This is a genomic window from Exiguobacterium sp. TDN 0502 (assembly GCF_050846835.1).
GTDB lineage: Bacteria > Bacillota > Bacilli > Exiguobacteriales > Exiguobacteriaceae > Exiguobacterium_A.
Window position 1 is genome coordinate 42,835 of sequence record NZ_JBOZGJ010000007.1, and the last position, 25,568, is coordinate 68,402.

A 25,568-nucleotide genomic window follows, 5' to 3' on the forward strand; every position below is an offset into this window, starting at 1 on the left:
TTCGAAGATCGAAACCGCTCTGTTCGTGTGTGCTATAGTGACTGAACTCAGCCGTTCGTCAAATCTTTGACGAACTTCGGAAGCGCGAAGGCTGCCGTGTGAAGCTCAGGCGTGTAATACTTCGTATCGATCTCGTGGAAACGCTCCGGTGCAACTGCGAGCGGATCATGTTTCTTAGAACCGATCGTAAACGTCCAAAGACCGCTTGGGTACGTTGGTACGTTAGCAATGTAGAGCTTCGTGATCGGGAAGATTTCTTTGACGTCACGCTGGACATCACGGATCAAGTCTGGTGTGAACCATGGGTTATCCGATTGTGCGACGAAGATACCGTCTTCTTTTAATGCTTTTGAAATACCAGAGTAGAAGCCTTTCGTGAACAAGTTGACCGCTGGACCAACTGGTTCTGTCGAATCGACCATGATGACATCATACTCGTTTTCTGCTTCTGCGATATGCATGAATCCATCCCCAACGATGACTTCGACGCGTGCATCGTCCAATCCACCTGCGATGTTCGGGAGGTATTTTTTCGAATACTCGATGACTTTTCCGTCGATTTCAACTAAAACCGCTTTTTCGACGGACGGGTGTTTCAAGACTTCACGGATGACTCCGCCGTCTCCTCCACCAACGACCAGAACCGATTTTGGATTCGGGTGTGTGAACAATGGGACGTGCGCGACCATCTCGTGGTAAACGAACTCGTCCTTATCTGTCGTCATGACCATTCCGTCAAGTAACAACATCGTACCGAACTCGTCCGTTTCAACCATCTCTAAGCGTTGAAACTCCGTTTGTTCGCTCTCATAAACGTGGTTGACACGGAATGTGATACCGTAATCTTCCGTTTGGTGTTCCGTGAACCATAACTTTAATTTTTGTTCCATTTGCGATAGAACCCCTTTCTTTCATCAAGACAAAAGTTGTTCGTATGCGAGTGGCGTTTACGGCGCTTCTTAATCATACAAATGCGAGTATACCGAATTTCGCAAGAAACTTCTATATAATTCGAAAATTTTTGTCTTCCACTTTTACTCGACGAACGTCACGATTTCATCGAGCGGACGACGTTGTTTCTCGCGTTTCGGTTCGTCTGCCCGGTAACCGAAAGCAACCATGACAGGAACGGTGAAAACAGAACAATCGAGCAGTCCGCGATCGACGAGCAATTGCTCGACTGCTTGTTGGTCGAATCCTTCGATTGGACACGAATCGATTCCGATTTGTGCCGCCGTCGACATCATGTTTCCGAGTGCGATATAGGCTTGTTTTGCTGCCCAGTCTTCCATCGCTTTCGGGTTGTTACCGATAGAGAAATCCTCTTCTAAAAATAGACCGTATCGCTTCGTCCGTCCGGCTTTCGCTTCTTCTGATAAACCGAGGAACTCCATCATCTGTGTGACGTGCGGACCGTCCGCCTGCATTTGTTCTCCTGTCCGGGCGAGGAATAGGACAAAATGACTTGCTGTTGGCAATTGTCCTTGTGCCCCCCAAGAAATTTCTTTTAGTGCGTCACGGATTTCCGGGTTTTGAATGACAAGCATGTTCCACGGTTCATATCCGAATGAGCTTGGTGACAGACGTGCCGTTTCAAGAATGAAATGAAAATCATCTTCTGGGATCATTTGACCATCAAAAGACTTTGTTGCGTGACGCGATAAAAACGCTTCGAGAATCTGTTGTTTCCGTTGTTCTTTTTCCATAAGAAACTCCTCCTTCAACCTGTTGACTGACTATGTTATATCAAATCTGTTTTCGGAGTGCTTCTGATTTGCTCAAGCGTGATATGGCGTTAGTTTTTAAGCAAAACGGGAAATAAGAATATTAACATCCTTTATTTCATTATTTAAAAATTATTTTTAACGCCGAATGACCCGTTTTTTCATGCCTTCCCTTTTTGGTAATTCCCTAGTTTCTATGGTCTCATTTCCCAAATGGTTTGCTTTTCCGCCCAAATGTTTGTTACGGTAGTCATCTGCGTGATTAGGTTTTGTTATCGGATAAACGGGGAATCATTATTGTCGTTGTTATCATTCGATTTCAAAACAACCATGTAAAATTCGAAAGAAGGTGTGGAACACGATGGAAAATAATCGAAAAAGTAAGATCACGAAAGTCTTTATGGTATCTGTCATTTTCTGTGTGCTCTTTACCATATGGGGAATCTTACCGGAATCCCTAATCGGTGCAGCTAGTCTCGGAAATGTCACAGCGATCGCTCAATCATTCGTCTCCAATCGATTTGGTTGGCTTTATCTTCTTGGCATGAGTATCTTCCTTATCATTGCTATCTTCCTTGTTTTTTCTCGCTTCGGTTCAATCCGACTCGGAAAGGATTCGGACCGTCCTGAGTATAGTTTAATTTCTTGGTTCGCGATGCTCTTTAGTGCCGGGATGGGAATTGGTCTCGTCTTCTGGGGTGTCTCGGAACCACTGACGCACTTCCATACGCCGCCCGTCGCAACAAACGATCCAACGGAAGCCGCGCGTCTTGCGATGCGTTACTCCTTCTTCCACTGGGGCTTACACCCTTGGGCACTGTACGCAGTTGTCGCGCTTGCGATTGCTTACTCGACATTCCGTAAAGGACGTCCCGCTACGATCGGGGATACGGTCGCTTCATTGATGAAGCCTCGGTACGCCTCTGCCGGTAAAGGAACAGTTGAAGTACTCGCAATCGTTGCAACGGCATTTGGTGTCGCGACATCGCTCGGTCTCGGGGCACAGCAAATCTCAGGTGGTCTGAACTTCCTGACGAGCAGTGTTCCGAACTCGTTCACGACGCAAATCATCATCATCGCCGTCGTATCCGTCCTCTACATGATCAGTGCTGCATCTGGTCTTGATAAAGGGATTGTTCGCTTAAGTAATGCAAACATCGTCTTAGCCATTTTATTGATGATTGGTGTATTGTTCCTCGGACCGTTCAGTTTCATCATGGACTTATTCGTCCAAACGACAGGTGCTTACCTGCAGAACTTACCAATCATGAGTTTCCGTGCTTCAGCCTTTAACCCGGACGAACGCGAATGGGTCAACGGTTGGACGATCTTCTACTGGGCTTGGTGGATTTCTTGGTCACCATTCGTCGGTACGTTCATCGCCCGTGTCTCAAAAGGACGGACGATCCGCGAATTCGTCATCGGAATCATGCTTGTTCCAACGATTTTCGGTCTTCTTTGGTTCTCTGTCTTCGGCGGATCAGCGATTTGGAACGAGTTGTTCCAAAACGTCGACTTAATCTCGACTGTTAATGATAAAGGTGTCGAAACCGGTATGTTCGCATTGTTTGAGACGTTCGGTGGTTTAGGGACGTTCCTCAGCATCGTTGCCGTCTTCTTGATCACGACGTTCTTCATCACTTCCGCCGACTCCGCGACATACGTTCTCGGTATGTTGTCATCTGGCGGTAGTCTGATGCCAAGCTTGCGCATTAAGCTCGCATGGGGTGTCGTGCAGTCTTCCATCGCCGCTGTACTCTTGTATGCTGGTGGATTAGGTGCCCTACAGGCTGCTGCGATCTTAGCCGCCTTCCCATTCATCTTCGTTGTCGGGATGATGGTCGTTGCCCTGTTCAAGGACTTGTCCGATGAACCCGATGCGCAAAAAGAGACAACTGAGTTAAAACAAGATGCTTAAGTAGTTTTGAATTCCTCCTTCCGTCGCATACGGAAGGAGGTCTTTTTTGTTATCCTGAATTATGAGTAGTAGAAGAAATGAGGTGGCTTATGCGCAAACGTACACGCTGGCTGTTATCCCTTGGTGTCCTCGCCTTGGGGGGCTGGTTTTTATATCGTGAAAACAATGTCATCGATGTCTCACAGGTGACGGTGACGTCCAGCCGTTTACCGGAATCCTTTGACGGTTATCGCGTCGTTCACATTGCAGACGTACACGGTAAAGCGTTCGGATCTGAACAACAACGACTACTGAAAAAAATTGATCGTGCTGAACCAGAACTCGTCGTCATGACTGGTGATTTGATTGACTCGAGGCGAAACGGTGAAGAAGCTGCTCTTACACTCATGAAAACACTCGTCGACCAATATCCCGTCTACTTCGTCACCGGGAATCATGAGGTTCGACGGAATCTAACGATTTTACCGAAGCTCGAACAACTGGGTGTCACCGTTCTTCGGAATGAATCGCGTGTCATTGAATACAAAGGATTATCGATTTCGTTAGTCGGGATCGATGATCCGACGACGACGCGGTGGCGCGAAGGATTATCGGAACCGGATGGCATCCGTCAAAGTCTCGATCAAGCACTTCAAGATGTCTCGCCTGATGCGTTCCAGCTGTTGCTCGCGCATCGTCCGGAATATGTGTCCCTGTATGCTGAACGATCCACGGATGTCGTCTTGTCCGGACATGCTCATGGCGGACAGATCCGCCTGCCATTTACGGAAGGTCTATATGCGCCCGGTCAAGGCTTCTTCCCCAAAGTAACGGCAGGTCGCTATCAGGAACAGCAGACCGAACTGATCGTCAGCCGTGGTCTTGGAAACAGCCTGTTTCCGTTTCGATTGTTCAATCATCCGGAACTCGTCGTCCTGACGCTGAAACGACCATAAAAAAAGAATAACTCGTCTTTTCGCGCCCTTTCCTGTAGGCGTTACGTGAAACGAGTCATTCTTTCTTTTTTACGAGATAAGGGTGGCAGACCCTCACGCTGCCACTCTTATCTTTGTAGAGACCGACTTTTAAGTCAGCCCTGTTTGTTTAGACCAACGCCTCGTGTAAAGCAGCGTCAGCATTTTCCCACATCTCAGGTTTATGCGTTTGTAAGAAATCACGCAATAATTCTTTTGAACGCTCATCCATATGATCGACGACGATCCGTCCTTTAAGAGATTTATCCATCTTATTGACATGATCCGCAAGAATCTTGAATCCGCGTCGCGCTTCCGCATCGACTAACAGATCGCAGGCAGCCACACCGCCGTAGTAGAAGCCTTCCGGTTTACGACCAACCGTCACCCAGACGATCCAGTACAGTTTCCCGTTTGGCGTATCCGCTTTATCCGTCGTGAACTTGACGCGTTTCTCGATGGCTGCTTTGGCATGCATCGCACCCATGTCAATGTAAGCTTCGCCGTCTTCCGGAGAAATGATGACCGGTGACATACTGTTTAAGCTGAGTGTTCCGACACCGAATCCACCGTGGCCATCTGTTGAGTTATCTGAAATGATATTGAAGTTAATCTTTTTTTCCATCGTGTTTTGTCCCCTTTTAATCCTGTTGCTTCTATCATACCGTATTCCGAGGTGTCTGCAACCAGTCACTCGTAACGGAGGAGCTGTAATTGTTCCTCTGTCGCTCGGCGAATCGTCGGGAGACGATAACACGTCATGGACGCAATTTCCTCATGGGCGGGTGGGTTCACTTCTTCGAGATGAAGTAACGCGCGGTCAAACAGCGTCTGCGCTGCCCGACCGAATAGAAAAAGACGCTCAAGAGAAGAACACCGCGATCGAATCGCACGCAGTTGATGTGCCAGTTCTCGCACCTTTGCCTCAACTTCATCTTCCATGTCCGCTGTTGGTTTCCGGTTTTGAAACAACGGTTTAAAGCGTACGTCATCTTCCAGCAACGTCAACATCCCATAGCGCTTTGCTTCTTTTTGATCCAGCAGCTGAGCCAGTTCCTTATCCGTTACAATCCGCCCGAACGGGATATTCTGTCCAAAGACGATATCCGCGACTTCAAGTCCTTTTGGACCAGACAACGGGTAAGCGTCATCTTCCGGTAACGTCCGATCAAAAATCAGCAGCGTATGAATTTTCTTCCGTATGATCGCGTCCATTATGTCTCTCCTTTTCTGCCGTATGTGTATGACTTCCTTCGCTTCCGACAACCATAGCTCCTACCTTATACCCTTCTTTTTCGAAAACGATGTTCGAATTGACGAATCCCCTATGGAATGCGCTATACTGATGGCGTATCGTCATCATGCTAGAGGGGGAAATGAAGCCATGCCATATGTTACGGTCAAAATGTTATCGGGTCGAACAGTTGAACAAAAACGTGCATTAATTGAAAAAGTCACGGAAGCGGTGTCGGAAACGACAAATGCACCAAAAGAAAACATCACGGTCTTCATCGAAGAGATGGAAAAAACGGATTATGGTCAAGCTGGCGTCATGTTCGCGGATAAATGAAAAAACAAGAGACGTCCGGTCGCTGCCGCACGTCTCTTTTTCCCATCTACTTGGTTACTAAGGAGGAATTCTCATGACTACTGTTACTGTACTTGGCGCGACCGGTCGAACGGGTCGCCCTTTGATTGATCGTTTATTAGAAGACGGTTACGATGTTCGCGCACTCGTCCGCTCCACGTCTCCGGACTTACCCGTTCACGAGCGACTTCACGTCCTGACAGGAGATGCGACGCAGCCAGAGGATCTTGAACAGGCACTTGCAGGAAGTACCGCGGTTTTCAGTTGTCTTGGTACCGATCAACAGCAGGTCCTCTCGACAGCGATTCCACATCTTGTCACGAAGATGAAGGAGGCAGGCATCGAACGGATCATCTTCATTGGTACAGCAGGTATTCTCGATGCGTCAGAAGAACCCGGAAAGTATCGTTTCCAATCGAGTGAATCCCGTCGCCGCTCAACGGTCGCAGCAGAGGATCACTTGAAAGCCTATTTGACGTTAAAGGACGCAGACGTCGACTTCACCGTCATCTGTCCAACACAACTAACGGAAGACGAGGCGCTCACTGCTGACGAACTGCTGATCGAGACGAGACGCTTCACTTCACCAACGGGACCGATTCCCCGGGAAAACGTCGCTCAGTTCGCTTACGACGTCTATCGTGACGGAACACACCATCGTGTCCGTGTCGGGATTGCTTCGCATGGCGCAACGGAATGAATAATAGATAAAAGAGCAATGGACCAATGATCCGTTGCTCTTTTATCTGTGTAACGATTACAGCAAAACACTGACGACGATTGACGTCAAGACGCTGACGAGTGTTGCACCATAGAGTAATTTCAAACCAAAACTAGCTGCGACGCTTCCTTGACGATCATTCAATCCTTTAACCGCACCAGCGATGATTCCGATTGATGAGAAGTTCGCGAACGAGATCAAGAAGACAGACACGATTCCGAGTGTACGTTCCGAGAACTCTTTCGTGTACTCAGGAAGGCTTAACATCGCAACAAATTCGTTCGTGATCAATTTTGTTGCCATGACACTACCGGCACTGACAGCTTCCGCCCATGGAACACCCATGATGAAGGCGAATGGCGCAAAGATGTATCCGAGAATTTCCTGGAATGAGATACCGAGACCCATCAGGAAGATATCGTTGACCATACCGATCAAGGCATTGTAACCAATCAACATCGCACCAACGATGATCGCGACTTTGAATCCATCCATGATGTATTCGCCGAGCATCTCGAAAAATGTTTGTTTTTCTTCAACGATTTCAAGAATATCTTCTTCCGGGTCAACCGTGTACGGGTTGATGATCGAGACGATCATGAACCCACCGAACAAGTTCAAGACGATGGCTGTAACGACATATTTCGGTTCGACCATCGTCATGTACGCACCGACGATGGACATCGAAACCGTCGACATCGCTGATGCACATAATGTGTAGAGACGATTGGCTGGTAATTGACCGATTTGTTTTTTGACTGTGATGAATACTTCCGATTGTCCGATCGCAGCTGAAGCGACCGCGTTGTAAGACTCAAGACGTCCCATCCCGTTGATTTTCGAGAGGACGAAACCGATTCCGCGCATCAAGATCGGTAAAATCTTCGTGAATTGCAGAATTCCGATCAAGGCAGAGATGAAGACGATTGGTAGCAAGACGTTAATGAAGAACGGTTGCGCGCCTTCGTTCGCTAAACCACCAAAGACGAAGTTGATTCCGATTGCTGCATAGCTGAGCAGTTTTTCGAAGACTTTCGCTACACCACGAATGATGATATAACCGAATGATGTATTGAGTAAGATGTACCCAAGTACGAGCTGAAGAACTAGCATGACCGCAAGCGGTTTCAATTTGATGCCTTTACGGTTGCTGCTGACAAGGAGTGCCAATCCGAAAACAATGACAAGTCCAAGTAGTGCGATAAGATATTTCATGAAGTACCCCTCTATCTATTAGTTGGTTTATCAGTTGTACATATGTACGATGTCTGACGTTTAATCTCTTTCCAAGTAATAGAATAATCAACATTTCAAAGAACTGCAAGAGGAAAAGTTCATTTAGTAACCGCTTTCGTCATTTTCATGAACTTTCAAGACAAACTTTTCCAAGCGTTCCCGAACATTGTCCTGACTAAGGTTTTGCCTTCCATATGCTTCCCACCCTGTATACACGTCAATCGCTTCCGGTCCAAAATCAAAAGCTGCCTGAATGTCCCACGAATAATCATATGAACGCTTTGTCTGTTTGAGATACTTTTCTAAAAAAAGATCCGCCATCTCGATGGATTCGAGCAAGGCAAGATTCAAACGACAGTGAGCCAGATCAACTTCAATTGGTCCTACACACGCATTCACCCAGTCAATCGTATGGCACGTTCCATCTAATTCGTATAACACATTAACCGGATGAAAATCACGATGAATGAAACGGATGCTTTGACTTTCGATCGGTTCGACAGCTAACAGCTGACGCCATTTCTCCGGATGCTGCGTCCACGTCGGAACGTGACGTTCCGTCGTATAGGGGCGGTACACATACCGGGCTTCCGGTACCGGCAACGCATGGATTGCTGCAAGCATCTGCGCCAACCGTTCGACATATTGTTCATTCACCTGATCAATCCGGATTTCTCCCGGCGAACGCGTCATATATAACCACGGTGGTATTTCGTCTCTAACATCCGTTTGATAATCCAGTACATCTGGTGCCAAATCACCTGCTGCTTGTAGTGCAAATACTTCATGTGCGACGAGATCCGGTTCTTCTCGCAGCCAGTCTTGATTCGTATGGATTCTTAAAATTCCTTCACCGACACGCAAAACGAGGGAGGATGTCGCGCCTTTTAAGACTTCGACCTCTGCTCCCTCCTGTCCAAGCTGTTGTAAGATTTTCGTAAGGACAGCGGACGATATCATGACGTCACGCTACCAATCAATAACTGGTCGATCTGCATCTTCTCGTTCGCATGTTCACGCAAGTCGTGCAAAATTTCTTGCGGGAAGAACAGCTTCTCATCCGTCTGCCGTGATGTCGCGATGGCTTGAACGAGTGGCGAAACTTGCGAAATCTCTTTCATCTGTCCATCCTTCATCTGCAGCATGATCGGTTGTTTACTGATCTCACCGTTATCTCCATATAAGTCGTAAGGAAGACGACTTAATTTATCTTCGAGTAAATAATACGTCGGATTCAAGCCGATCGCCTCAAACAACTCGCATAATTTTTCATGGACGAGTTCGCGTTTTTCAGCCGGGTAATCGACATACTTGAACAACTTCCGATCAACGAATCGACTCGACAGATCAGAAAGAATCGGATCCTGTTCGTTCGCCCACTGCTGAAAATAGAAGTAGACGATCGTCTCGTCAAGTCCAAGGAAATCACGCAACTCCATCGTCTGATCAAATAACGGCATTAAATGAATCGGTGCAATCGCAAACGGATAACCGGACAAATATAGCTCCTGTGCCCGTTCAAGGATTGCTTTTAATAGGTAATCACTTGATCGTGTCACCGGATGTAGATAGACTTGCCAATACATCTGATAGCGACGCATGATGTAGTCTTCGATCGAGTGCATCCCCGACTGTTTGACGACCATTTGATTCGGTGCCGGACGCAACACCCGGAGCATCCGCTCAAGATCAAATTTTCCGTAGCTGACACCAGCAAAGTGTGCATCGCGTAACAAATAGTCCATCCGGTCGACGTCAAGTTGTGAGCTGATCATCGTAACGAGCAGTTGATTCGGGTGTGTTTTGTTGATGATCGACGCCACTTCTTCCGCAAAGCCGTCTCCGACTTGATCGAGGACTTTCTTGATTTCCGTATCCCCGAGGATGATCCGTTCCGTCCATGTCTCATGGTTGACACCGAAGACATTCTCAAACGCGTGTGAAAACGGACCGTGCCCGACATCGTGTAAGAGTGCCGCAGCGAGCGTCAACTCCCGGTACTGATCATCCCAATCGGCGCGACCGTTGAAGACATCGATCAGTTGGCGCGTGATTTCATAGACACCGAGCGAATGATGGAACCGCGTGTGTTCTGCCCCGTGAAATGTCAAAAAGGATGTCCCCAGTTGTTTGATCCGGCGTAGTCGCTGAAATTCACGCGTGCCGATCAATTGCCAAATCAACTGATCACTGACATAGATATAGCGATGAACCGGATCTTTGAAGACCTTCGTTTCCTTTAATTGTCCCAATGATTGATACATATGTTTCTCTCCTTTAAATCAAGTCTATGTCGTTGTTGTTCGGTTTTGTTTCCGAGGATTCCTGTCTCCCGCGGCGCTTCGCACAGAAACTTTATACACCCTGTGCTATAATGATGTCGCAAATCTACAATAAAGGAACGAGCCTATGGGAATCGAACTCTTAAAACAAGAACATTATCGTATTTTTGATCAAACGTCACTCGGAACTGCTTTCCATGCGACACAATCGTTTGCGATGGACGACACATTATGTGCTTCCGTTGCGACAGAAGGAGCAGCAATCCGCTCTTGGATTCACCACGAAACGGTCGTCCTCGGCATCCAGGATGCCCGTCTTCCTCACCTTGCTGACGGTGTAGCCGTTTTGTATGAACATGGTTTCTCGCCCGTCGTCCGTAACTCAGGTGGTCTCGCCGTCGTCCTTGACGCCGGTGTTCTGAATATTTCGCTTGTCCTACCGGAACGCGGTGGGATCGATATCGACAGTGGTTACGAAGCGATGCTTGCGCTCGTTCGTCACATGTTCGCACAGGAAACAGACGCGATCGTCGCCGGTGAAGTCGTCGGTTCATACTGTCCCGGTTCTTATGACTTGTCGATTGCCGGTAAAAAGTTCGCCGGTATCTCACAACGCCGTGTCCGCGGTGGTGTTGCCGTTCAAATCTACCTCTGCGTCAACGGAAGTGGGAGTCAACGTGCCGCTTTAGTTCGTGACTTTTACGCGGCAGCGCTTCAAGGTGAGACGACGAAATTCGTCTATCCGACCGTCGTTCCGGAAACGATGGCGTCCCTCGAAGAACTACTCAGCATCTCATTGACGGTCGAGGAATGCTTACGTCGTGCGTATGAGGCGTTACTTGCGCTCGGCGCTGATTTGACGCCCGCGACGTTGACGGAACTCGAGAACGAGCGTTTCGGCGTCAATTTAAGCCGAATGCTTGAACGAAACGAAAAAGCCCTAGGTTAAGAAAGGAGAGAACGTGATGATCCGATTGATCACAGACAGTGGTGCCGATGCACCCAAAGACATGTTAGATGCTTATGATTTTACGATCATGCCGTTCGGCGTATTGATCGACGAAGACACGTTCTTCGATGGAGAATCGATATCTCCGAAACAACTGTATGATAAGATGCGTGACGGTGCGGCGCCGAAGACATTCCAGGTCGAAGTCAGCCGGATGGTCGAGGTGTTCACGCGTCACTTTGAACAAGGGGATCCCTTCCTCTATCTCGCCTTCTCAAGCGAACTATCGGGAACGTATCAAACCGCGAAGATGCTCGCAGAGGAACTCGCGGAAAAGTATCCGAACGTTCCTTACTTAATACTCGATACGAAAACTGCTTCGACAGGACAAGGATTGTTCGTTCTTGACGTCGCAGAATATGCGAAGACGCATTCGTTCGAAGAAACAGCAGCTTATGCTGAAGCCAAGGTGAATACGATTCGTCATCTGTTTACAGTCGAATCACTCGAATATTTGATGCGCGGTGGACGCGTTTCGCGAGCTAGCGCCTTCATTGGTGGTCTCTTATCGATCTTGCCACTGTTGACAGTCGAAGACGGGAAGTTGATTCCAAAAGAGAAAATCCGTGGTCAGAAAAAAGTCATGAACCGGATCGTCGAGTGGATGGAAGAAGCACGTCCAGCGATTGACGGACATCGAATCATGATTGGTCATGGGGATTCGATTGAACGGGCAGAACAATTAAAACAATTGATTGAAGCACAGTTTTCACCAAGCGAAGTCATCTTGACGATCGCCGGCGCAGCGATCGGTTCACATACTGGACCGGGACTCGTCGTCATTGGGTATGACCTTAAACGTTAACAGCATTCATTCCTACTTCATTTAAAACAAGTCTGACTCAAAAAAATGACTCGTCTGTTCACGCCCTTTCCTCAGGCGAGACACAAGACCCGTTTTCCTGCTTCATTCAAGCAGGAAAACGAGTCTTGTTTGTCTCTGACAGCGCATAAATGCGCTTATTCCTGTAGAAGTTGCGTGTGACGCGTCATTCTTTTTATTACAAGATAGGGGTGGCAGATCATCATTCTGCCACCCCTATCTTTATAGAGACTGATTTTTGAATCAGCTCCGTTTTTTATGAACTGTATCCAAAGAACAGCAGTGCCATGCTTAATCCAAGCGAAGAGACGATGAACACGATCGCCATTCCACCCATTCCGAAGACTAACAGCTTCGGTAAATCACGTCGTTTCTTCAGAAGAGCCGTCAATAACCCGACGTTGATCAAGAATACGACGAGGAACGGAAGCAACAGCATCCAACGCTCTTGCAGTAATGCCAAACCATCCAACGCTCTTGCAGTAATGCCAAACCATCCATGATGAGATATCCTTTCAGAAACTACTTCTACTAGTGCCTAGTCATTATATCAGTCTTCTGTTTTTGACGCTGCCACCGCATCATGGGAATTTAAGTTGACCGTCAACGGTTTTGCTGTTCCTTTACCGGAGAAGTTCTCGATCAACTCTTTGACATCGAGTCCTGACGACGCTTTTAACGTCTCTTGCAGGGACGCCATCAAATCCGTCGCGTAACCGGTGACACGGTTCGCGCCGCCCCCTTCACCGCTACCTGTATCAACGACCGTGATCTTATCGATGTTACCGAGTGGTGCTGCAATTTCTTTTGCGTATTCCGGCATCATGCGAATGACCATATCAAGGATTGCCGCTTGTCCGAATTGTTCGAACGCCTGCGCGATTTTTTCTTTCGCTTCTGCTTCAGCCAGACCTTTCAGACGAATGATGTCCGCTTCTGTTTCCCCTTGTGCCCGCTCGGCATCGGCTTTTGCAAGACCATCGAGACGAATGCGTTCTGCATCGGCTTTTGCTGATGCTTCAATCCGATATTTCGTTGCGTCTGCTTCCGCATATTGTTTCGCACGGTCTGCTTGGGCTGCTTGCTCAATCGAGTACCGATCGGCATCGGCACGTTTTTTGACTTCCGCATCGTATTGTTTCTCACGACGGAGGATTTCGCGTTCTTCGAGCTCAATTTGTTTTTGGCGCTCGATGATTTTGATCTGCATCTGTTGCTCGGTGACTTCTTGTTGCGCGCGTGCATTCTCGAGATCGTATGCTTGGTCGGCTTTCGCCTTCGCGATATCTTGTTCACGGCGGTAATCAGCCATCTTCAACTGATTTTCTTTTTCCGCTTCAGCGATTTCCGTTGCACGTTCGAGTTCTGCTTTTTTCGCATCCTTGGAAGCTTCCGCCCGTTTAATGCGCGTCTCTTTTTCCGCGTCTGCGGTTGCGATATCCGCATCACGGCGAACCTGTGCAATCCGCGGTTTACCGAGTGATTCTAAGTATCCGTTCTTGTCACGGACATCTTTGATCGTAAAGGAAACGATGACGAGTCCCATCTTCGCAAGGTCTTGAGACGCGACCCTCTGGACTTCTTGCGAGAATTTATCACGGTTCTTGTAAATTTCTTCGACGGTCATCGAACCGAGAATCGAACGCAAGTGCCCTTCGAGGACTTCACGCGCTTCCCCTTCGCGCTCTTCTTTTGATTTCCCGAGGAACTGCTCTGCTGCCGTCGCAATTTCAGAAATCGAGCTGCCGATCTTGATGATTGCTGTTCCGTCCGCCATGACTGGTACACCTTGCTCCGTGTACACTTCAGGTGTCGTGACTTCAAGCTTACTTGATAACAAGCTCAGTGGTGTCGCTTGTTGGAAGACAGGTAATACGAACGTTCCACCCCCACGAATGATCTTCACCCGGTTACCGGACTCATCCGTATTGACGTTACGCCCTCCAAGATAACTCCCGGATACGATCAAGGCCTCTTCTGGACCGACTGTTCGGTACTTCGTAATGAATAAGACAATCAAAGCAACGATCAAGGCGACCGCGACGATCGATACGATTAACACTGGATTCATGTAAACATCTCCTTTTTCCATTGATGGGGATACGTCACAACAGATGCGACGCCCTGTTTGATCTCGATGACGAGCACCTTCGTGCCTTGTGGTAAAGCTGTGCCTTCAAACAGGACAGCTGACTTCGATACGCGCCCTGACACATCATCGAGTAAGATTTCACCATATCCTTCAGTCGGGATTGGTACGATGACCGTTGCGCTGCGCCCTTCTAGCATCTGCTCCGAAAAACCAAGCGACTGTTCCGCTTGCGCCATTGGAACGAACAAGAAGATATGCATCAGCGTCGTCACTAACAATGCTATGACACTGCTGATGATCAGAATTAACATCGAACCAAGCGGACTGAGCTGTTCAAGTCCGAAGCCGATTGCGGATGTCATGATGACGAAAGATAAAATTAACGTGGGATGGAAGATTTGATCGACGCCTGGAATGACATCTGAGAATAGGATCGACACAAACACACCACACGCAGCAGCTGCCAATGCATAGAGATAAAGCGTACTAACGTCCATCTTCGTTCACCTCGATGTAAGGATGCGAGCCATACAGTTCGTGGTACGCACGCTGATAGGCGGTCCGATTCTCTTCGTATAATAACCGGGCAAGCTCTCTCTCACGCTCATCATGTGCTTCTTGCTGACGGCGTAAGTATTTTTTTTGCGCGGCAAAATGACGTGCTAACCTTGCCTCGATCGACGGTTCTCGTTTACGTGGCAACTCCGGTTTCATCGCTCCACTCCTTTCTGAAGTACTGGCTTTCTTTCTCTTTTACGCTGACAGACTTGAAAATGTTTCAAATTGAATTCCATTTCTTTTCCTTTCATTAAAGAAAAAACGCTTGTCCTCTAAATAGGACAAACGTTTTGTGTCACGCACGTTTAGGACCGATTCGGTCGACGAACGATGAGTCCGTAATAGAGAACGAGCGCCAGACAATCAAGCGTCATGATGATCAGCCCCATCGGAACGGCCGATTGCTCCCCCATGATGCCGACGAGTGGTGAGACGAGTGAGCCAACGAGCATCGGGAGTAACCCGAGAAGTGCCGAGGCACTCCCTGCCGTGGATCCGTAATTTTGCATCGCTAATGTAAAACCGAGTGTTGAGATCAAGCCGACACTTGAGACGACGAAGAACAGTGGAATCATGACGAAGATGAGTTGATCCGTCAACGTCAAAGCGAGGAACAACAAGATACTGGCACTTGCAACGACAGTCAGACTGATCCGCATCAGTCGTTCTGAATCGACACGACCGGCAAGACGACCGGCGATTTGCGCCGCTAAGATAATTCCGATTCCGTTTAAACCGAACAAAAAACTAAACTGCTGCGGCGAAGCGCCATAAATGTTTTGCAAGACGAACGGTGAACCGGAGATATAGGCAAACATCGCGCCCATGACAAACGCTTGGGCAAAGGCATAACCGATGAAGACCCGGTCCGTCAACAGGCGACCGAATGTCTTCAGCGTCGTCGTCAGATTTCCTTCGACGCGCCGCTCAAGCGGAAGTGTTTCCGGTAAACGCAGGGCAACGGCGAGTAACATCAATGTGCTTAAAATGGCTAGCAAGTAAAAGACGAAATGCCAGTCACCGAATCGAAGGAGTTGTCCACCGATGACGGGTGCGAGAATCGGTGCCGTTCCGTTGACGAGCGACAAGGCGGCGAAGAATCGCGTCAATTCTGGTCCCTCGAATAAGTCACGGACGATTGCTCGGGAAATGACGATACCCGATGCACCGGCTGCCCCTTGGATGAACCGGAGCGCAATCAACACCTCAATCGTCGGTGCCATGGCGCAAGCAAGAGACGCGAGCAGATATGCAAGTAAAGCGAGCATCAACGGACGTTTGCGTCCGCGAACGTCACTGAGCGGCCCCACAACCAGCTGTCCGAGCGCCATCCCGAGCATACAAGCGGTTAGACTCAATTGAATCAGGGAGGCACTCGCATCAAACGAGCGTGACATATCCGGAAATGCGGGTAGGTACATGTCGATCGAGAGTGGTCCGAGTGCAGCGAGTGAACCGAGGATCAAGATCAACGTCAGGCGGCGTGGAGTCATCGTTTCTTTCCTCATGACGTCACGTAATCCAAATCATGCAGGACATAGGCAAGGAAAAAGACGACGGATGGATTTTCGTACGTCATTTGAACCTTTTTCAGCTGTGCCCGGTAGCCTGTCTCGTATTCGACACCATTTAGTTTCCGTTCCATGTTCATCTTGATCAGCGCGTCGAGTTTATCAATCACGTCGACCATTTGTCCTTCATACGTCTCGTCCTTTGCTTCAACGACGAACCGCCGAAACGGTGCCCGGATTTCTTCCGGTAAATGATTGATCAACATCTCGCCCTCTGTCCGTTCGAACGCTTCAAAGGCAGCTGCCGTGACGGGTGTCGCATGTTTGACGGGACCGAGGACATCTCCTGTCGTGCCTTCGACGAGATCATGGCACAAGAGACGGGAGACGACCTCTTCGATGTCGATCGTGACGCCGTATTTCTCTGTCTCGATCAAACCATTGAATAGACCGAGTGAGGCTGCCCGAAACGCATGGGTTGCATCATTATCATCAATCGTGTTGAAACGTCCCTTCCAACGCCGTACCGTGTCCATCATCAGAACGTTCTCGATGAAATGAGACATCTCATCTTCTTCCATGACCGATCGTGTCAATCGGCGAATCGAGAGAAGTGGGTGTTGTTCAAGTAGTCCCTGCAGTTCAGCCGCCTTCTGTTCAAAAAAGACAGACTCTGTCATCCGCGCTTCCCGACGTGCATATAGCATCGCATCAAACGTATCGATCGCCTCAACGATCCGTCCTTCCGGTGACTGGTCTTCGGCATGGACGAGATACGTCGTAAACGCCGGTTGAAGCGATTTCGAGAGTAGCGCCACGAGCTGTTCACTTGCCTGCTGCTCCATCGCTTGAATATGTGCATGTAACGTTGGCTCTTTTTTCGTCCGGTGTTTGATTGGTCCGGTGATGACTTCGTTCATGTCATGGAATAGGGCTTTTCCGAGCAATGTCAGGCGGTCGACTGGCGTTTGTCCATTTGCTTCTTCTAAATAGCTTGCCATCAAGCTGAACAAGGCGACGCGAAAGCTATGACTGGCTGCATTATCTGGAAAACGTGGTGCATATTCATCCCAGCGCGGGACGTTTTGCATCCGTGTTAGCATGCGTATGAAATTACCATTTTGCATAAAATCACTCCTAACGAAAGACGGACAGGGTCTCCCTGCCCGTCCAGTGTATTATTTCTCCGACGAACTCGAGCTATGTCCACTACGGAACCAGCCGATGATTAAAATCAAGGCAAGGACGACCCAGAAGATTGTTTGCCATACCGTGCTTTCTGGAAACTCCCGTGGCAAGACATCAATCGATGGGTGTGCAAGCGTCATGACGACAAGTTTTACCCCGACCCAGGCGACGAGCCAAAAAGCTGCCTCTTCGATCCCTGGTCGTTTTTGAAGTAAGACGACGAACCAGCTGGCGAAGTAACGCATGATGACAAGACCAATGATTCCGCTGAAGAAGACGACCCAGAATTGTCCTGTGTTCAGTCCTCCAATCATTCCCCCAACCATCGGTAAGGTCGTCGCCATGGCGACAGCAGCAAGCGTCGAGTCGACGGCAAACGCAAGATCCGAAAACTCGACCTTGACGACCGTCCACCAAAAGTTCGGTGATGCCTTTTGTGAGGCGATTGCATCTGGCACCTGATGTTTATTCGACCGTGCCTCGACAATTCCTTTAAACGCGACATAAAAGAGATAAATTGCTCCAAGGGCCTGAAGTTCCCAAATGGTTGCTAAATACGAAGCGAAGAAAATCGCTACGAAGCGCAACACGAGGGCACCGACCAACCCATAAAAAAGTGCTTTTTTACGCTGATCATCCGGCAGCGGGCGAACGAGTACGGCCATGACCATCGCATTGTCGGCAGAAAGTAACCCCTGCAAAATGATCAGTACGAGTCCAACGGTCGCATACTGCGTAATTAATCCAATATCCATACAAACGAATCCCCTTTTTTGTTCAGTCTATTCATTATATGCCGGTCGACCGGAAAGAAAAAGATGAAAGCTCGACTCAAGTCCTTAACCTTGTGGTTTATTCCCATTGTTTAAGAAAACCTAACACAAAAAAACGACCCGCCATCGACGGATCGTTCCATTTCTTATAAGTTTTGATCGACTTTCTTTTCAGCGTCCGGATTTGGTTTTGTTTTTGGAGAAGAGAACCAACCCCACAGTGCAAGACCGACCATGACTGTCCAGAAGAATGCCTGCCATGGCGTGCTATGCGCAAATCCTTCAGGAAGTTTTAAGGCTTCAAAGATTGTTCCTTCGATTGATGCATGATATTTCGGGTGTTCAAGCGCAAGAACGGCTAGCTTCACACCGACCCAGGCAACGATCGCAAAGGCTGCTGTCTCAAGACCTGGACGCTCTGCGAGCAACTTCACGAAAACACGTGCTGCAAAACGCATCAAGACGACACCCATTAAACCACCCGTCAGGATGACGATGAAGTGCCCTGCATTCAAGCCGCCGATTTCCCCAGTCCCCCAATCGGGAAGGGCAACAGCAAGCGCAACGGCCGCCAAAATCGAGTCAACTGCAAACGCCAAGTCGGCAAATTCGATTTTCGCGACTGTCCGCCAGAATTCACCTTTTGAAACGGGCTCTTCCGACTTCGGTTCTGTATCGAGTTCATTTTCAGCGCCATGATTCTCACCGAGTTTCCTTGCCTTCACGGTCTTATAAATATGCCGCAGACCCATGATGAGCAGGTATGCCGCTCCAAGTGCCTGGATTTGCCAAATGTCGACGAGGAACGAGATTGCGAACAGTGCCGCGAATCGTAAGACGAATGCTCCGGCAAGTCCGTAAAAGAGTGCTTTCTTTTGTTGCTCCCCTGGTAAGTGCTTGACCATGACCGCAAGTACGAGTGCATTATCCGCTGAAAGTAATCCTTCTAGCGCGATCAAGACGAGTACGACCCAGGCATACTGTAATAGTAACTGCCAATCCATCTCTGTCATCCCTTTCTCTAACTACCTGTAAAATAAAAAAGCCTCAATGATTGACTAGGACAAAAACAACAATTACACGTTCACCTGAACATATACTATAGGATAATATACCCGATTGCAAGCAAGTTATTCCTTTAGAGATGGAATGTGTCGATTTTAAGTCGTGCGAGTTTCGTTTATCGGACGTTCGTGATAAAATTCAAGTCAATACTTCTAGCGATGAAACGATGAAACACATTTGCGGAATCATCAGACTTGCTCGTCTCTAGCATTCCTGTCATGTTATTACTATTGAAACACTACAAAAGGACAAAGGGGCCAATGAATATGTCTACCTACCCGATCACGTTACCAACAAAAGAAGAGCGCCATAAGCTGTTCGGTTCGGTACCACCGATTAAAGGAACAAAACCGACTGAAAAAGATAAGATGGTCGACTTGCAAAATACACCGAAGAACTTCCTGTTCGCACTGGATGCTGTCGGCATCTCAAACGTTAAACATCCCGTCGTCATCCAGGACGGAGATCAGACACAAGCGACAGTCGCGACGTTTGAACTGTCAACGTCACTCGTACAAGATCGTAAAGGAATTAATATGAGTCGCTTAACGGAGCAACTCGATCAATACCACAACGAAGGGTGGACAGTCACGAATGCGTCACTTATTCAATTCGCACGCGATTTAGCCGATCGCATGGAACAAACAGAAGGTCAATTGACGATCCGCTACCCATGGTTCTTCACACGTAAAGCACCGGCAACAGGACTCAGTGGCTTGATGAATGCCGAAGTATGGCAAACGGTCAGCGTCAACACAGAGACGGATGAAGCGACATTGTCTGTCGGCTTGACGATCAACGTCACGACACTTTGCCCATGTTCAAAAGAAATCAGCGAATACAGTGCTCACAACCAACGCGGTTACGTCACGATGGAAGCCTCGTTACGTGATGAAGCAGAAGACTTCGATTGGAAACAATCATTGCTTGATGCTGCTGAATCGAATGCCTCAGCGCCACTTCACCCGGTTCTCAAACGTCCGGATGAAAAACGCGTGACAGAGATGGCATACGAAAATCCACGTTTCGTAGAAGATATGGTGCGCTTGATTGCTGCTGACCTGTACGAAATGGATCCAATCGCTTCGTTCTACGTCGAATGCCGTAACGAAGAAACGATTCACCAACATGATGCGATCGCCCGCATCACGTTCGATAAAGACGCACAATAAGTAAACCTGCCGTACGCCCTCTTCGTTAGAGGGCGTACGTTTTTTTGTATACCGGCATTGCTCTCCGTTTTGCGAGCGTTTACACTTAACTCGAATGGAGGGCTGCACATGCTGGAATTGATTCCTTTTTTACTTGAACGACTCGGTATCATGATCATCTTAGCGTTCATCCTCGCGCAGTGGGGACCGACACGGAGGTTGCTCCGTCAGCCGGACGCCGGCTGGCAATTCCGTGTCCTCGTCCTGTTTTTTGCGACGTACGGGATTTTAAGTAACTATACAGGGGTCAAAGTCGACTTAGCAGAATTCTTGCCCCATGCGTGGCTCGAAGACGTCGATGGCACAGCAGCGATTGCGAACACACGAACGATGATTGTCGTCATCAGTGGATTACTCGCCGGTCCACTCGGTGGATTGATGACCGGACTAATCGTTGGGATTCATCGGTACTCCCTCGGCGGATTCACAGCGTTCGCTTGTGCGCTTTCGACCGTCATCGCCGGTGGTATTAGCGGATGGCTTCGTCCTTACTGGCGTGACCGGCTCGGCAGCCAGGCTTTGCTGCCCGTTTGTCTGACTGCCTTTTTGATGCTGTTTGAAATGTCGTTGATTTTACTGTTCGCCCGCCCCTTTGATGCGGCAGTCGAACTCGTCCAGTTCATCTTCTTACCGATGACACTCGTCAATGTCCTTGGTGTCTGGCTGTTTTTATCAATCATCCGACTCGCTGCGAGGGAAGAAGAGACCGTCCGGGCACGCGAAGCGGAACGATCGTTGCATATTGCGGATTTGACACTCCCCCATCTGACGCGTGGTCTACATATCCACACGGCAGAAGCCGTCGCGAAAATTCTGTTGCAACAAACACGGGCAGAAGCCGTCTCGTTGACGGATCGATCCGTTATTCTGGCCCATATCGGTACCGGGAGCGATCACCATCAAGCGGGCAGTCACTGGACGACGAAACCGACCGAACATGTCTTGCAGGACGGACAAGTTCGACTCGTCACGGAACGACACGACATCGGCTGCCCTGTACGGGACTGTCCACTCCAAGCAGGAATCATCGCCCCACTCATCGTCGGGGAAACGACGATCGGGACGTTAAAAGTCTACTATCCGCATGCTGAATCGCTTGATGCGGTCGAAGTCGAACTGATCGAAGGACTGGCGAAACTGTTCTCGACACAACTGGCACTCGGGAACGCACAGCGTCAAGCTGGTTTACTGAAAGATGCCGAAATCCGGGCACTTGAAGCGCAGATTCATCCGCACTTCCTGTTTAATGCGATCAATACGATTTATGCGCTGTGCCGGACAGATGTTGAACAGGCACGCACGTTATTGCTCGAATTATCGACATTCTTCCGCAGTAACCTCCAAGGCGCGCGCTCGACGAAAATCCCGCTCCAAAAGGAACTTGAGCACATTGAAGCGTTCACCTCTCTTGAAGCTGCTCGTTTTCCGAATCGACCGTTTCTTGATATCGATTTAGCAGACGAGACGTCGTCTTTACTCGTCCCGCCGTTCATCTTACAACCGTTGATCGAGAACGCATTTCTTCATGCCTTTTCGACTGAACAGACGGGGTATGTCGGTGTGACGGCATGGTGTGAGTCAAATCAACTTTGTCTCGAAGTCGTCGATAACGGACGCGGGATCGACGCCTCTCGTCTTGTTCGACTCGGTCGAGAAGTCGTTCCGTCCTCAGGCACCGGTACCGCGTTATTTAATACAGCAGAACGGATTCGCAGCCTGTATGGTGAAAAAGGACAGTTTACGATCACAAGTGATGGTCAAAACGGAACGACAATTGAAATCCGTCTCCCGATTGAAGTCAGAAAGGAGGTCCAGCATGCGCACCTTATTGATTGAAGATGAACCGCTCGCACGTGACGAGCTTCGTTATCACGTGACCGCTGCCGGTCTTGAAGTCATCGGGGAAACGGGCAGTGTCGAGGAAGCGGAACGACTCGTCCGCTCCCTTCAGCCCGATTTAGTCTTTCTCGACATCGAACTGACGGACGGAAGCGGTCTTGAAGTCGCGAAACGTTTGAAGTCGATGCCACGTCCTCCGGCTCTTCTGTTTGTGACAGCGTATGATGCTCATGCGCTTGAAGCGTTTGAGCTCAATGCCTATGACTACATCTTAAAACCGTATGATCCGGCACGGATTGTCCGTGCGATTGAAAAAGTCGCGCGACCGCTTCCGAAAAAAGCCCCTCGACTTGAACGTTTAGCTGTCGAGACGGGTGAACAACTGAAATTATTGTCTCCTCAAGATATCGATTACATCGTCGCCGAAAACGGGAAAACGAAGATCGTGACGGAACATGAGGCGTACCCTTCAAACGAGACCTTACTCGAACTTGAACGTAAACTTCAAGATCATCGGTTTTTACGGGTTCATCGCTCGTATCTCGTCAACTTATCAGCAATTGACGCCATCGAGCCTTGGTTCAATGGGGCTTACAACTTAAAGATTCATCAGATTGATGTGCCGGTCAGCCGGACGTACGTCAAACTATTGAAAGAAGCGCTCGGTATTTGAGCGCTTCTTTTTTGTGATTCAACGTTCTTTTTCAACCTTTCATCGGACAAAACCGACAACTCATCTAAAAATCAAAGAAAGCGCTTCCATAACTTGTATACTAAATCCATCATAGTTCATTCAAGAGGAGGAATTTTAGATGAGCGCTACTCCCATCGTTATTGCTGTCATCTGTATCTTATTAATCGCGTATCGTCTCTACGGCACGTTCATGGCCGCGAAAGTCTTAAAAATCAAAGATGATCGCGAAACGCCCGCTCATAAACTAGCGGACGGAAAAGATTACGTCCCAACGAACAAATGGGTCTCGTTCGGACACCACTTCGCAGCAATCGCTGCTGCCGGTCCACTCGTCGGACCTGTCCTTGCTGCGCAGTTCGGATACCTTCCTGGCTTACTGTGGCTCTTGATCGGTGCCGTCATCGGTGGAGCGGTCCATGATATGGTCGTTCTTTTTGCCTCGATGCGCCAAGATGGTCAGTCGCTGTCGGAAGTCGCTAAAAAAGAATTAGGTCCCGTCGCTGGTTTTTGTGCCGGTCTCGCGATGCTGTTCATCATCACGATCACGATGGCCGGTCTATCGATGGTCGTCCTGCACGCACTTGAACATAACCCATGGGGTACATTTGCTGTCTTCTCGACGATTCCGATTGCGATGCTCGTTGGGATTTACTTACGCAAAGGTGGTAATCTAGCACTTGCTTCAACGGTTGGTTTCTTACTGATTCTAGCGGCAATTGGTTTCGGTCCCCAGTTGACGGAAACATTCATCGGTGATTGGTTCGATCTTTCGTCACGTCAGCTCGCGATCGCCCTACCGATTTATGCCTTCTTCGCTGCTGCTTTGCCGGTTTGGCTCTTACTCGCACCTCGCGACTATTTATCAAGTTTCATGAAGATCGGTGTTTTCCTTGCGTTGATCGTTGGTGTCTTCATCATCAATCCGGATATTCGTTTCCCTGCGTTCACGAAGTTTGTTGATGGTGGCGGTCCAATCATCGCTGGTCCAGTCTGGCCGTTCATCTCAATCACGATTGCCTGTGGTGCGATCTCTGGCTTCCACGCTTTCGTCGGTTCTGGTACGACGCCAAAAATGATCAATCGCTGGAGCGATATCAAACCGGTCGCTTTCGGTGCCATGCTTGTCGAGTGTCTCGTTGCCGTCATGGCATTGATCGCTGCGACATCTCTTGAAGTCGGTGACTACTTCGCCATCAACTCAACTCCTGAAGTATTCGCGACGCTCGGTATGAGCACGGTTTATCTCGATGAGCTCTCACGTGAAATCGGTCTTGATCTGGCAGGTCGAACAGGTGGTGCCGTCTCACTCGCCGTCGGTATGACGTTCATCTTCCGCGCCATCCCATGGTTCAAAGAGATTGCCGGCTTCTTCTTCCAATTCGTCATTTTGTTCGAAGCTGTTTTCATTCTGACAGCAATCGATGCAGGAACACGTGTCGCCCGGTACTTGATTCAAGATTTCTTCGGTGAGTTCTACAAACCGCTCAAACGCGTCGACTGGATTCCAGGTGCCATCTTCGCTTCAGCACTCGGAACGTTCTTCTGGGGCTATCTCCTGTTCTCGGGTGACATCGGTTCGATTTGGGCATTATTCGGGGTATCCAATCAGCTAATGGCGTCGATCGGCTTAATCATCGGAACGACGATCATCTTGAAAATCGCTGATAAAAAAGTCTATGCGTTGACGACGTTCATCCCGCTCGTCTACCTTCTGATCACGGTAACGTTCGCGGATATCTGGATGGTCGCAAACGTCTATGCGAATCCGGATTCTCCAGGTTTCAGCATCTTGAATACAGTCTTGTCCGTCACGATGGGGCTGCTCGCGATCGTCATCACGATTTCAGCCGTCAAGAAATGGATCGAATTATTAAATTCACCACGTTGGGAAAATCAAAAACGATCCGCGTAAGTGGATCAATGATATGACAAAGGGGTTGACTCAAAAAAGAATGACTCGTCTTTTCACGCCCTTTCCTCAGGCGAGACACAAGCCAGTTTTCCTGCTTCGTTCAAGCAGGAAAGCGGGTCTTGTTTGTCTCTGACAGCGCAAAAATGCGCTTTTTCCTGTAGGAGTGGCGCGTAATGAGTCATTCTTTTTTACGAGATAAGGGTGGCAGATCATCATTCTGCCACCCTTATCTTTGTGGAAACTGACTTTTAAGTCAGCCCTTTTTCGCATCCCGTTTTAAAATGGATTATAAAAGCAGTCACCATCATAGAAAGTGACGACAAATGAGAAAATCGTCAACAGTACTACACAACTGATCGCGACATAATCGATTCGTGTCGTCGTCTGTTGGTTGTACCACGTCCGCTTTCGTCCGGCACCAAATCCACGAAGATCCATCGCATTGCTGACTGTTTCATTCCTGACGCCAGG

The 25,568-nt window shown here is 48.7% G+C and carries 26 protein-coding genes; 10 read left to right on the top strand and 16 right to left on the bottom strand.

The window, feature by feature from the left end:
- Positions 1-47 precede the first annotated feature (47 nt).
- Together speE and ACRPK8_RS09045 are read right to left on the bottom strand one after the other, a co-directional pair.
- The gene (gene speE / locus ACRPK8_RS09040; RefSeq protein WP_023466799.1) at positions 48-890 is read right to left on the bottom strand and encodes a polyamine aminopropyltransferase; all 843 of its coding nucleotides are present in this window, start codon (positions 888-890) and stop codon (positions 48-50) included.
- 144 nt (positions 891-1,034) lie between these two features.
- Complete coding sequence (locus ACRPK8_RS09045; RefSeq protein WP_432237934.1) at positions 1,035-1,706, bottom strand: NAD(P)H-dependent oxidoreductase; 672 nt, start codon at positions 1,704-1,706, stop codon at positions 1,035-1,037.
- A gap of 379 nt (positions 1,707-2,085) precedes the next feature.
- On the opposite strand from ACRPK8_RS09045, the gene ACRPK8_RS09050 reads away from it, so the two are divergent.
- Positions 2,086-3,642 (top strand): BCCT family transporter, encoded by a 1,557-nt coding sequence (locus tag ACRPK8_RS09050; RefSeq protein WP_432237935.1) that lies wholly within the window; start codon positions 2,086-2,088, stop codon positions 3,640-3,642.
- An 89-nt stretch (positions 3,643-3,731) separates the two neighbouring features.
- A complete protein-coding gene (locus tag ACRPK8_RS09055) occupies positions 3,732-4,577 on the top strand; it encodes a metallophosphoesterase (protein ID WP_432237936.1) in 846 nt (281 codons plus the stop codon).
- A 148-nt stretch (positions 4,578-4,725) separates the two neighbouring features.
- Here ACRPK8_RS09055 and ACRPK8_RS09060 read toward each other — a convergent pair whose 3' ends face one another.
- Together ACRPK8_RS09060 and ACRPK8_RS09065 are read right to left on the bottom strand one after the other, a co-directional pair.
- Positions 4,726-5,220 carry a YwhD family protein gene (locus tag ACRPK8_RS09060; RefSeq protein ID WP_023466794.1) on the bottom strand — a complete coding sequence of 165 codons (495 nt, stop codon included), beginning with the start codon at positions 5,218-5,220 and terminating at the stop codon, positions 4,726-4,728.
- A 65-nt stretch (positions 5,221-5,285) separates the two neighbouring features.
- Entirely contained in the window at positions 5,286-5,810 is a 525-nt protein-coding gene (locus ACRPK8_RS09065; RefSeq protein ID WP_432237937.1) for a hypothetical protein, read from the bottom strand.
- 169 nt (positions 5,811-5,979) lie between these two features.
- On the opposite strand from ACRPK8_RS09065, the gene ACRPK8_RS09070 reads away from it, so the two are divergent.
- Entirely contained in the window at positions 5,980-6,165 is a 186-nt protein-coding gene (locus ACRPK8_RS09070) for a 2-hydroxymuconate tautomerase (RefSeq protein ID WP_023466792.1), read from the top strand.
- A gap of 73 nt (positions 6,166-6,238) precedes the next feature.
- Positions 6,239-6,883 (top strand): NAD(P)-dependent oxidoreductase, encoded by a 645-nt coding sequence (locus tag ACRPK8_RS09075; protein ID WP_432237938.1) that lies wholly within the window; start codon positions 6,239-6,241, stop codon positions 6,881-6,883.
- Positions 6,884-6,940: 57 nt separating this feature from the next.
- On the opposite strand, the gene ACRPK8_RS09080 is transcribed toward ACRPK8_RS09075, so the two are convergent.
- The 3 genes from ACRPK8_RS09080 to ACRPK8_RS09090 all read right to left on the bottom strand — a co-directional run bounded on the left by ACRPK8_RS09080 (position 6,941) and on the right by ACRPK8_RS09090 (position 10,404).
- Positions 6,941-8,119: a NupC/NupG family nucleoside CNT transporter gene (locus ACRPK8_RS09080; protein WP_432237939.1), complete on the bottom strand. Its 1,179-nt coding sequence runs from the start codon at positions 8,117-8,119 to the stop codon at positions 6,941-6,943.
- Positions 8,120-8,242: 123 nt separating this feature from the next.
- Entirely contained in the window at positions 8,243-9,100 is an 858-nt protein-coding gene (locus tag ACRPK8_RS09085; protein WP_432237940.1) for a phosphotransferase family protein, read from the bottom strand.
- Positions 9,097-10,404, bottom strand: a complete 1,308-nt coding sequence (locus tag ACRPK8_RS09090; protein WP_432237941.1) for an HD domain-containing protein — start codon at positions 10,402-10,404, stop codon at positions 9,097-9,099. Before ACRPK8_RS09090 ends, ACRPK8_RS09085 begins: the two co-directional genes overlap by 4 nt.
- A gap of 145 nt (positions 10,405-10,549) precedes the next feature.
- Here ACRPK8_RS09090 and ACRPK8_RS09095 point away from each other — a divergent pair, with 145 nt between their 5' ends.
- Positions 10,550-11,371, top strand: a complete 822-nt coding sequence (locus tag ACRPK8_RS09095; protein WP_432237942.1) for a lipoate--protein ligase family protein — start codon at positions 10,550-10,552, stop codon at positions 11,369-11,371.
- A gap of 16 nt (positions 11,372-11,387) precedes the next feature.
- Positions 11,388-12,236 (top strand): DegV family protein, encoded by an 849-nt coding sequence (locus ACRPK8_RS09100; protein ID WP_432237943.1) that lies wholly within the window; start codon positions 11,388-11,390, stop codon positions 12,234-12,236.
- Positions 12,237-12,510: 274 nt separating this feature from the next.
- On the opposite strand, the gene ACRPK8_RS09105 is transcribed toward ACRPK8_RS09100, so the two are convergent.
- The 8 genes from ACRPK8_RS09105 to ACRPK8_RS09140 form a co-directional block, all read right to left on the bottom strand.
- Positions 12,511-12,717 (bottom strand): hypothetical protein, encoded by a 207-nt coding sequence (locus ACRPK8_RS09105; RefSeq protein ID WP_432237944.1) that lies wholly within the window; start codon positions 12,715-12,717, stop codon positions 12,511-12,513.
- Between the two features lie 87 nt (positions 12,718-12,804).
- Positions 12,805-14,325 (bottom strand): flotillin family protein, encoded by a 1,521-nt coding sequence (locus ACRPK8_RS09110; RefSeq protein ID WP_029343201.1) that lies wholly within the window; start codon positions 14,323-14,325, stop codon positions 12,805-12,807.
- Positions 14,322-14,843 carry an NfeD family protein gene (locus ACRPK8_RS09115; protein ID WP_432237945.1) on the bottom strand — a complete coding sequence of 174 codons (522 nt, stop codon included), beginning with the start codon at positions 14,841-14,843 and terminating at the stop codon, positions 14,322-14,324. The genes ACRPK8_RS09110 and ACRPK8_RS09115 overlap by 4 nt, the downstream gene beginning before the upstream one ends.
- Complete coding sequence (locus ACRPK8_RS09120) at positions 14,833-15,060, bottom strand: hypothetical protein (RefSeq protein WP_432237946.1); 228 nt, start codon at positions 15,058-15,060, stop codon at positions 14,833-14,835. Before ACRPK8_RS09120 ends, ACRPK8_RS09115 begins: the two co-directional genes overlap by 11 nt.
- Positions 15,061-15,209: 149 nt before the next feature.
- Positions 15,210-16,397 carry a multidrug effflux MFS transporter gene (locus ACRPK8_RS09125; protein WP_432237947.1) on the bottom strand — a complete coding sequence of 396 codons (1,188 nt, stop codon included), beginning with the start codon at positions 16,395-16,397 and terminating at the stop codon, positions 15,210-15,212.
- 11 nt (positions 16,398-16,408) lie between these two features.
- On the bottom strand, positions 16,409-17,542 hold the full coding sequence (locus ACRPK8_RS09130; RefSeq protein ID WP_432237948.1) for a YfbR-like 5'-deoxynucleotidase: 1,134 nt from the start codon (positions 17,540-17,542) through the stop codon (positions 16,409-16,411).
- Positions 17,543-17,593: 51 nt separating this feature from the next.
- Entirely contained in the window at positions 17,594-18,358 is a 765-nt protein-coding gene (locus tag ACRPK8_RS09135; protein WP_432237949.1) for a TerC family protein, read from the bottom strand.
- A gap of 164 nt (positions 18,359-18,522) precedes the next feature.
- Entirely contained in the window at positions 18,523-19,380 is an 858-nt protein-coding gene (locus ACRPK8_RS09140; RefSeq protein WP_432237950.1) for a TerC family protein, read from the bottom strand.
- A 327-nt stretch (positions 19,381-19,707) separates the two neighbouring features.
- Here ACRPK8_RS09140 and folE2 point away from each other — a divergent pair, with 327 nt between their 5' ends.
- From folE2 to ACRPK8_RS09160, 4 genes are all read left to right on the top strand, one after another.
- The gene (gene folE2, locus ACRPK8_RS09145; RefSeq protein ID WP_432237951.1) at positions 19,708-20,613 is read left to right on the top strand and encodes a GTP cyclohydrolase FolE2; all 906 of its coding nucleotides are present in this window, start codon (positions 19,708-19,710) and stop codon (positions 20,611-20,613) included.
- A 108-nt stretch (positions 20,614-20,721) separates the two neighbouring features.
- Positions 20,722-22,488, top strand: a complete 1,767-nt coding sequence (locus tag ACRPK8_RS09150) for a LytS/YhcK type 5TM receptor domain-containing protein (RefSeq protein WP_432237952.1) — start codon at positions 20,722-20,724, stop codon at positions 22,486-22,488.
- Positions 22,469-23,164, top strand: coding sequence for a LytR/AlgR family response regulator transcription factor (locus tag ACRPK8_RS09155; RefSeq protein WP_432237953.1), 696 nt, complete (start codon positions 22,469-22,471; stop codon positions 23,162-23,164). The genes ACRPK8_RS09150 and ACRPK8_RS09155 overlap by 20 nt, the downstream gene beginning before the upstream one ends.
- 139 nt (positions 23,165-23,303) lie before the next feature.
- The gene (locus ACRPK8_RS09160; protein WP_294739492.1) at positions 23,304-25,097 is read left to right on the top strand and encodes a carbon starvation CstA family protein; all 1,794 of its coding nucleotides are present in this window, start codon (positions 23,304-23,306) and stop codon (positions 25,095-25,097) included.
- A 276-nt stretch (positions 25,098-25,373) separates the two neighbouring features.
- Here the strand turns inward: ACRPK8_RS09160 and ACRPK8_RS09165 are convergent, their stop codons facing one another.
- Positions 25,374-25,535: a hypothetical protein gene (locus ACRPK8_RS09165; protein ID WP_432237954.1), complete on the bottom strand. Its 162-nt coding sequence runs from the start codon at positions 25,533-25,535 to the stop codon at positions 25,374-25,376.
- Positions 25,536-25,568 lie beyond the last annotated feature (33 nt).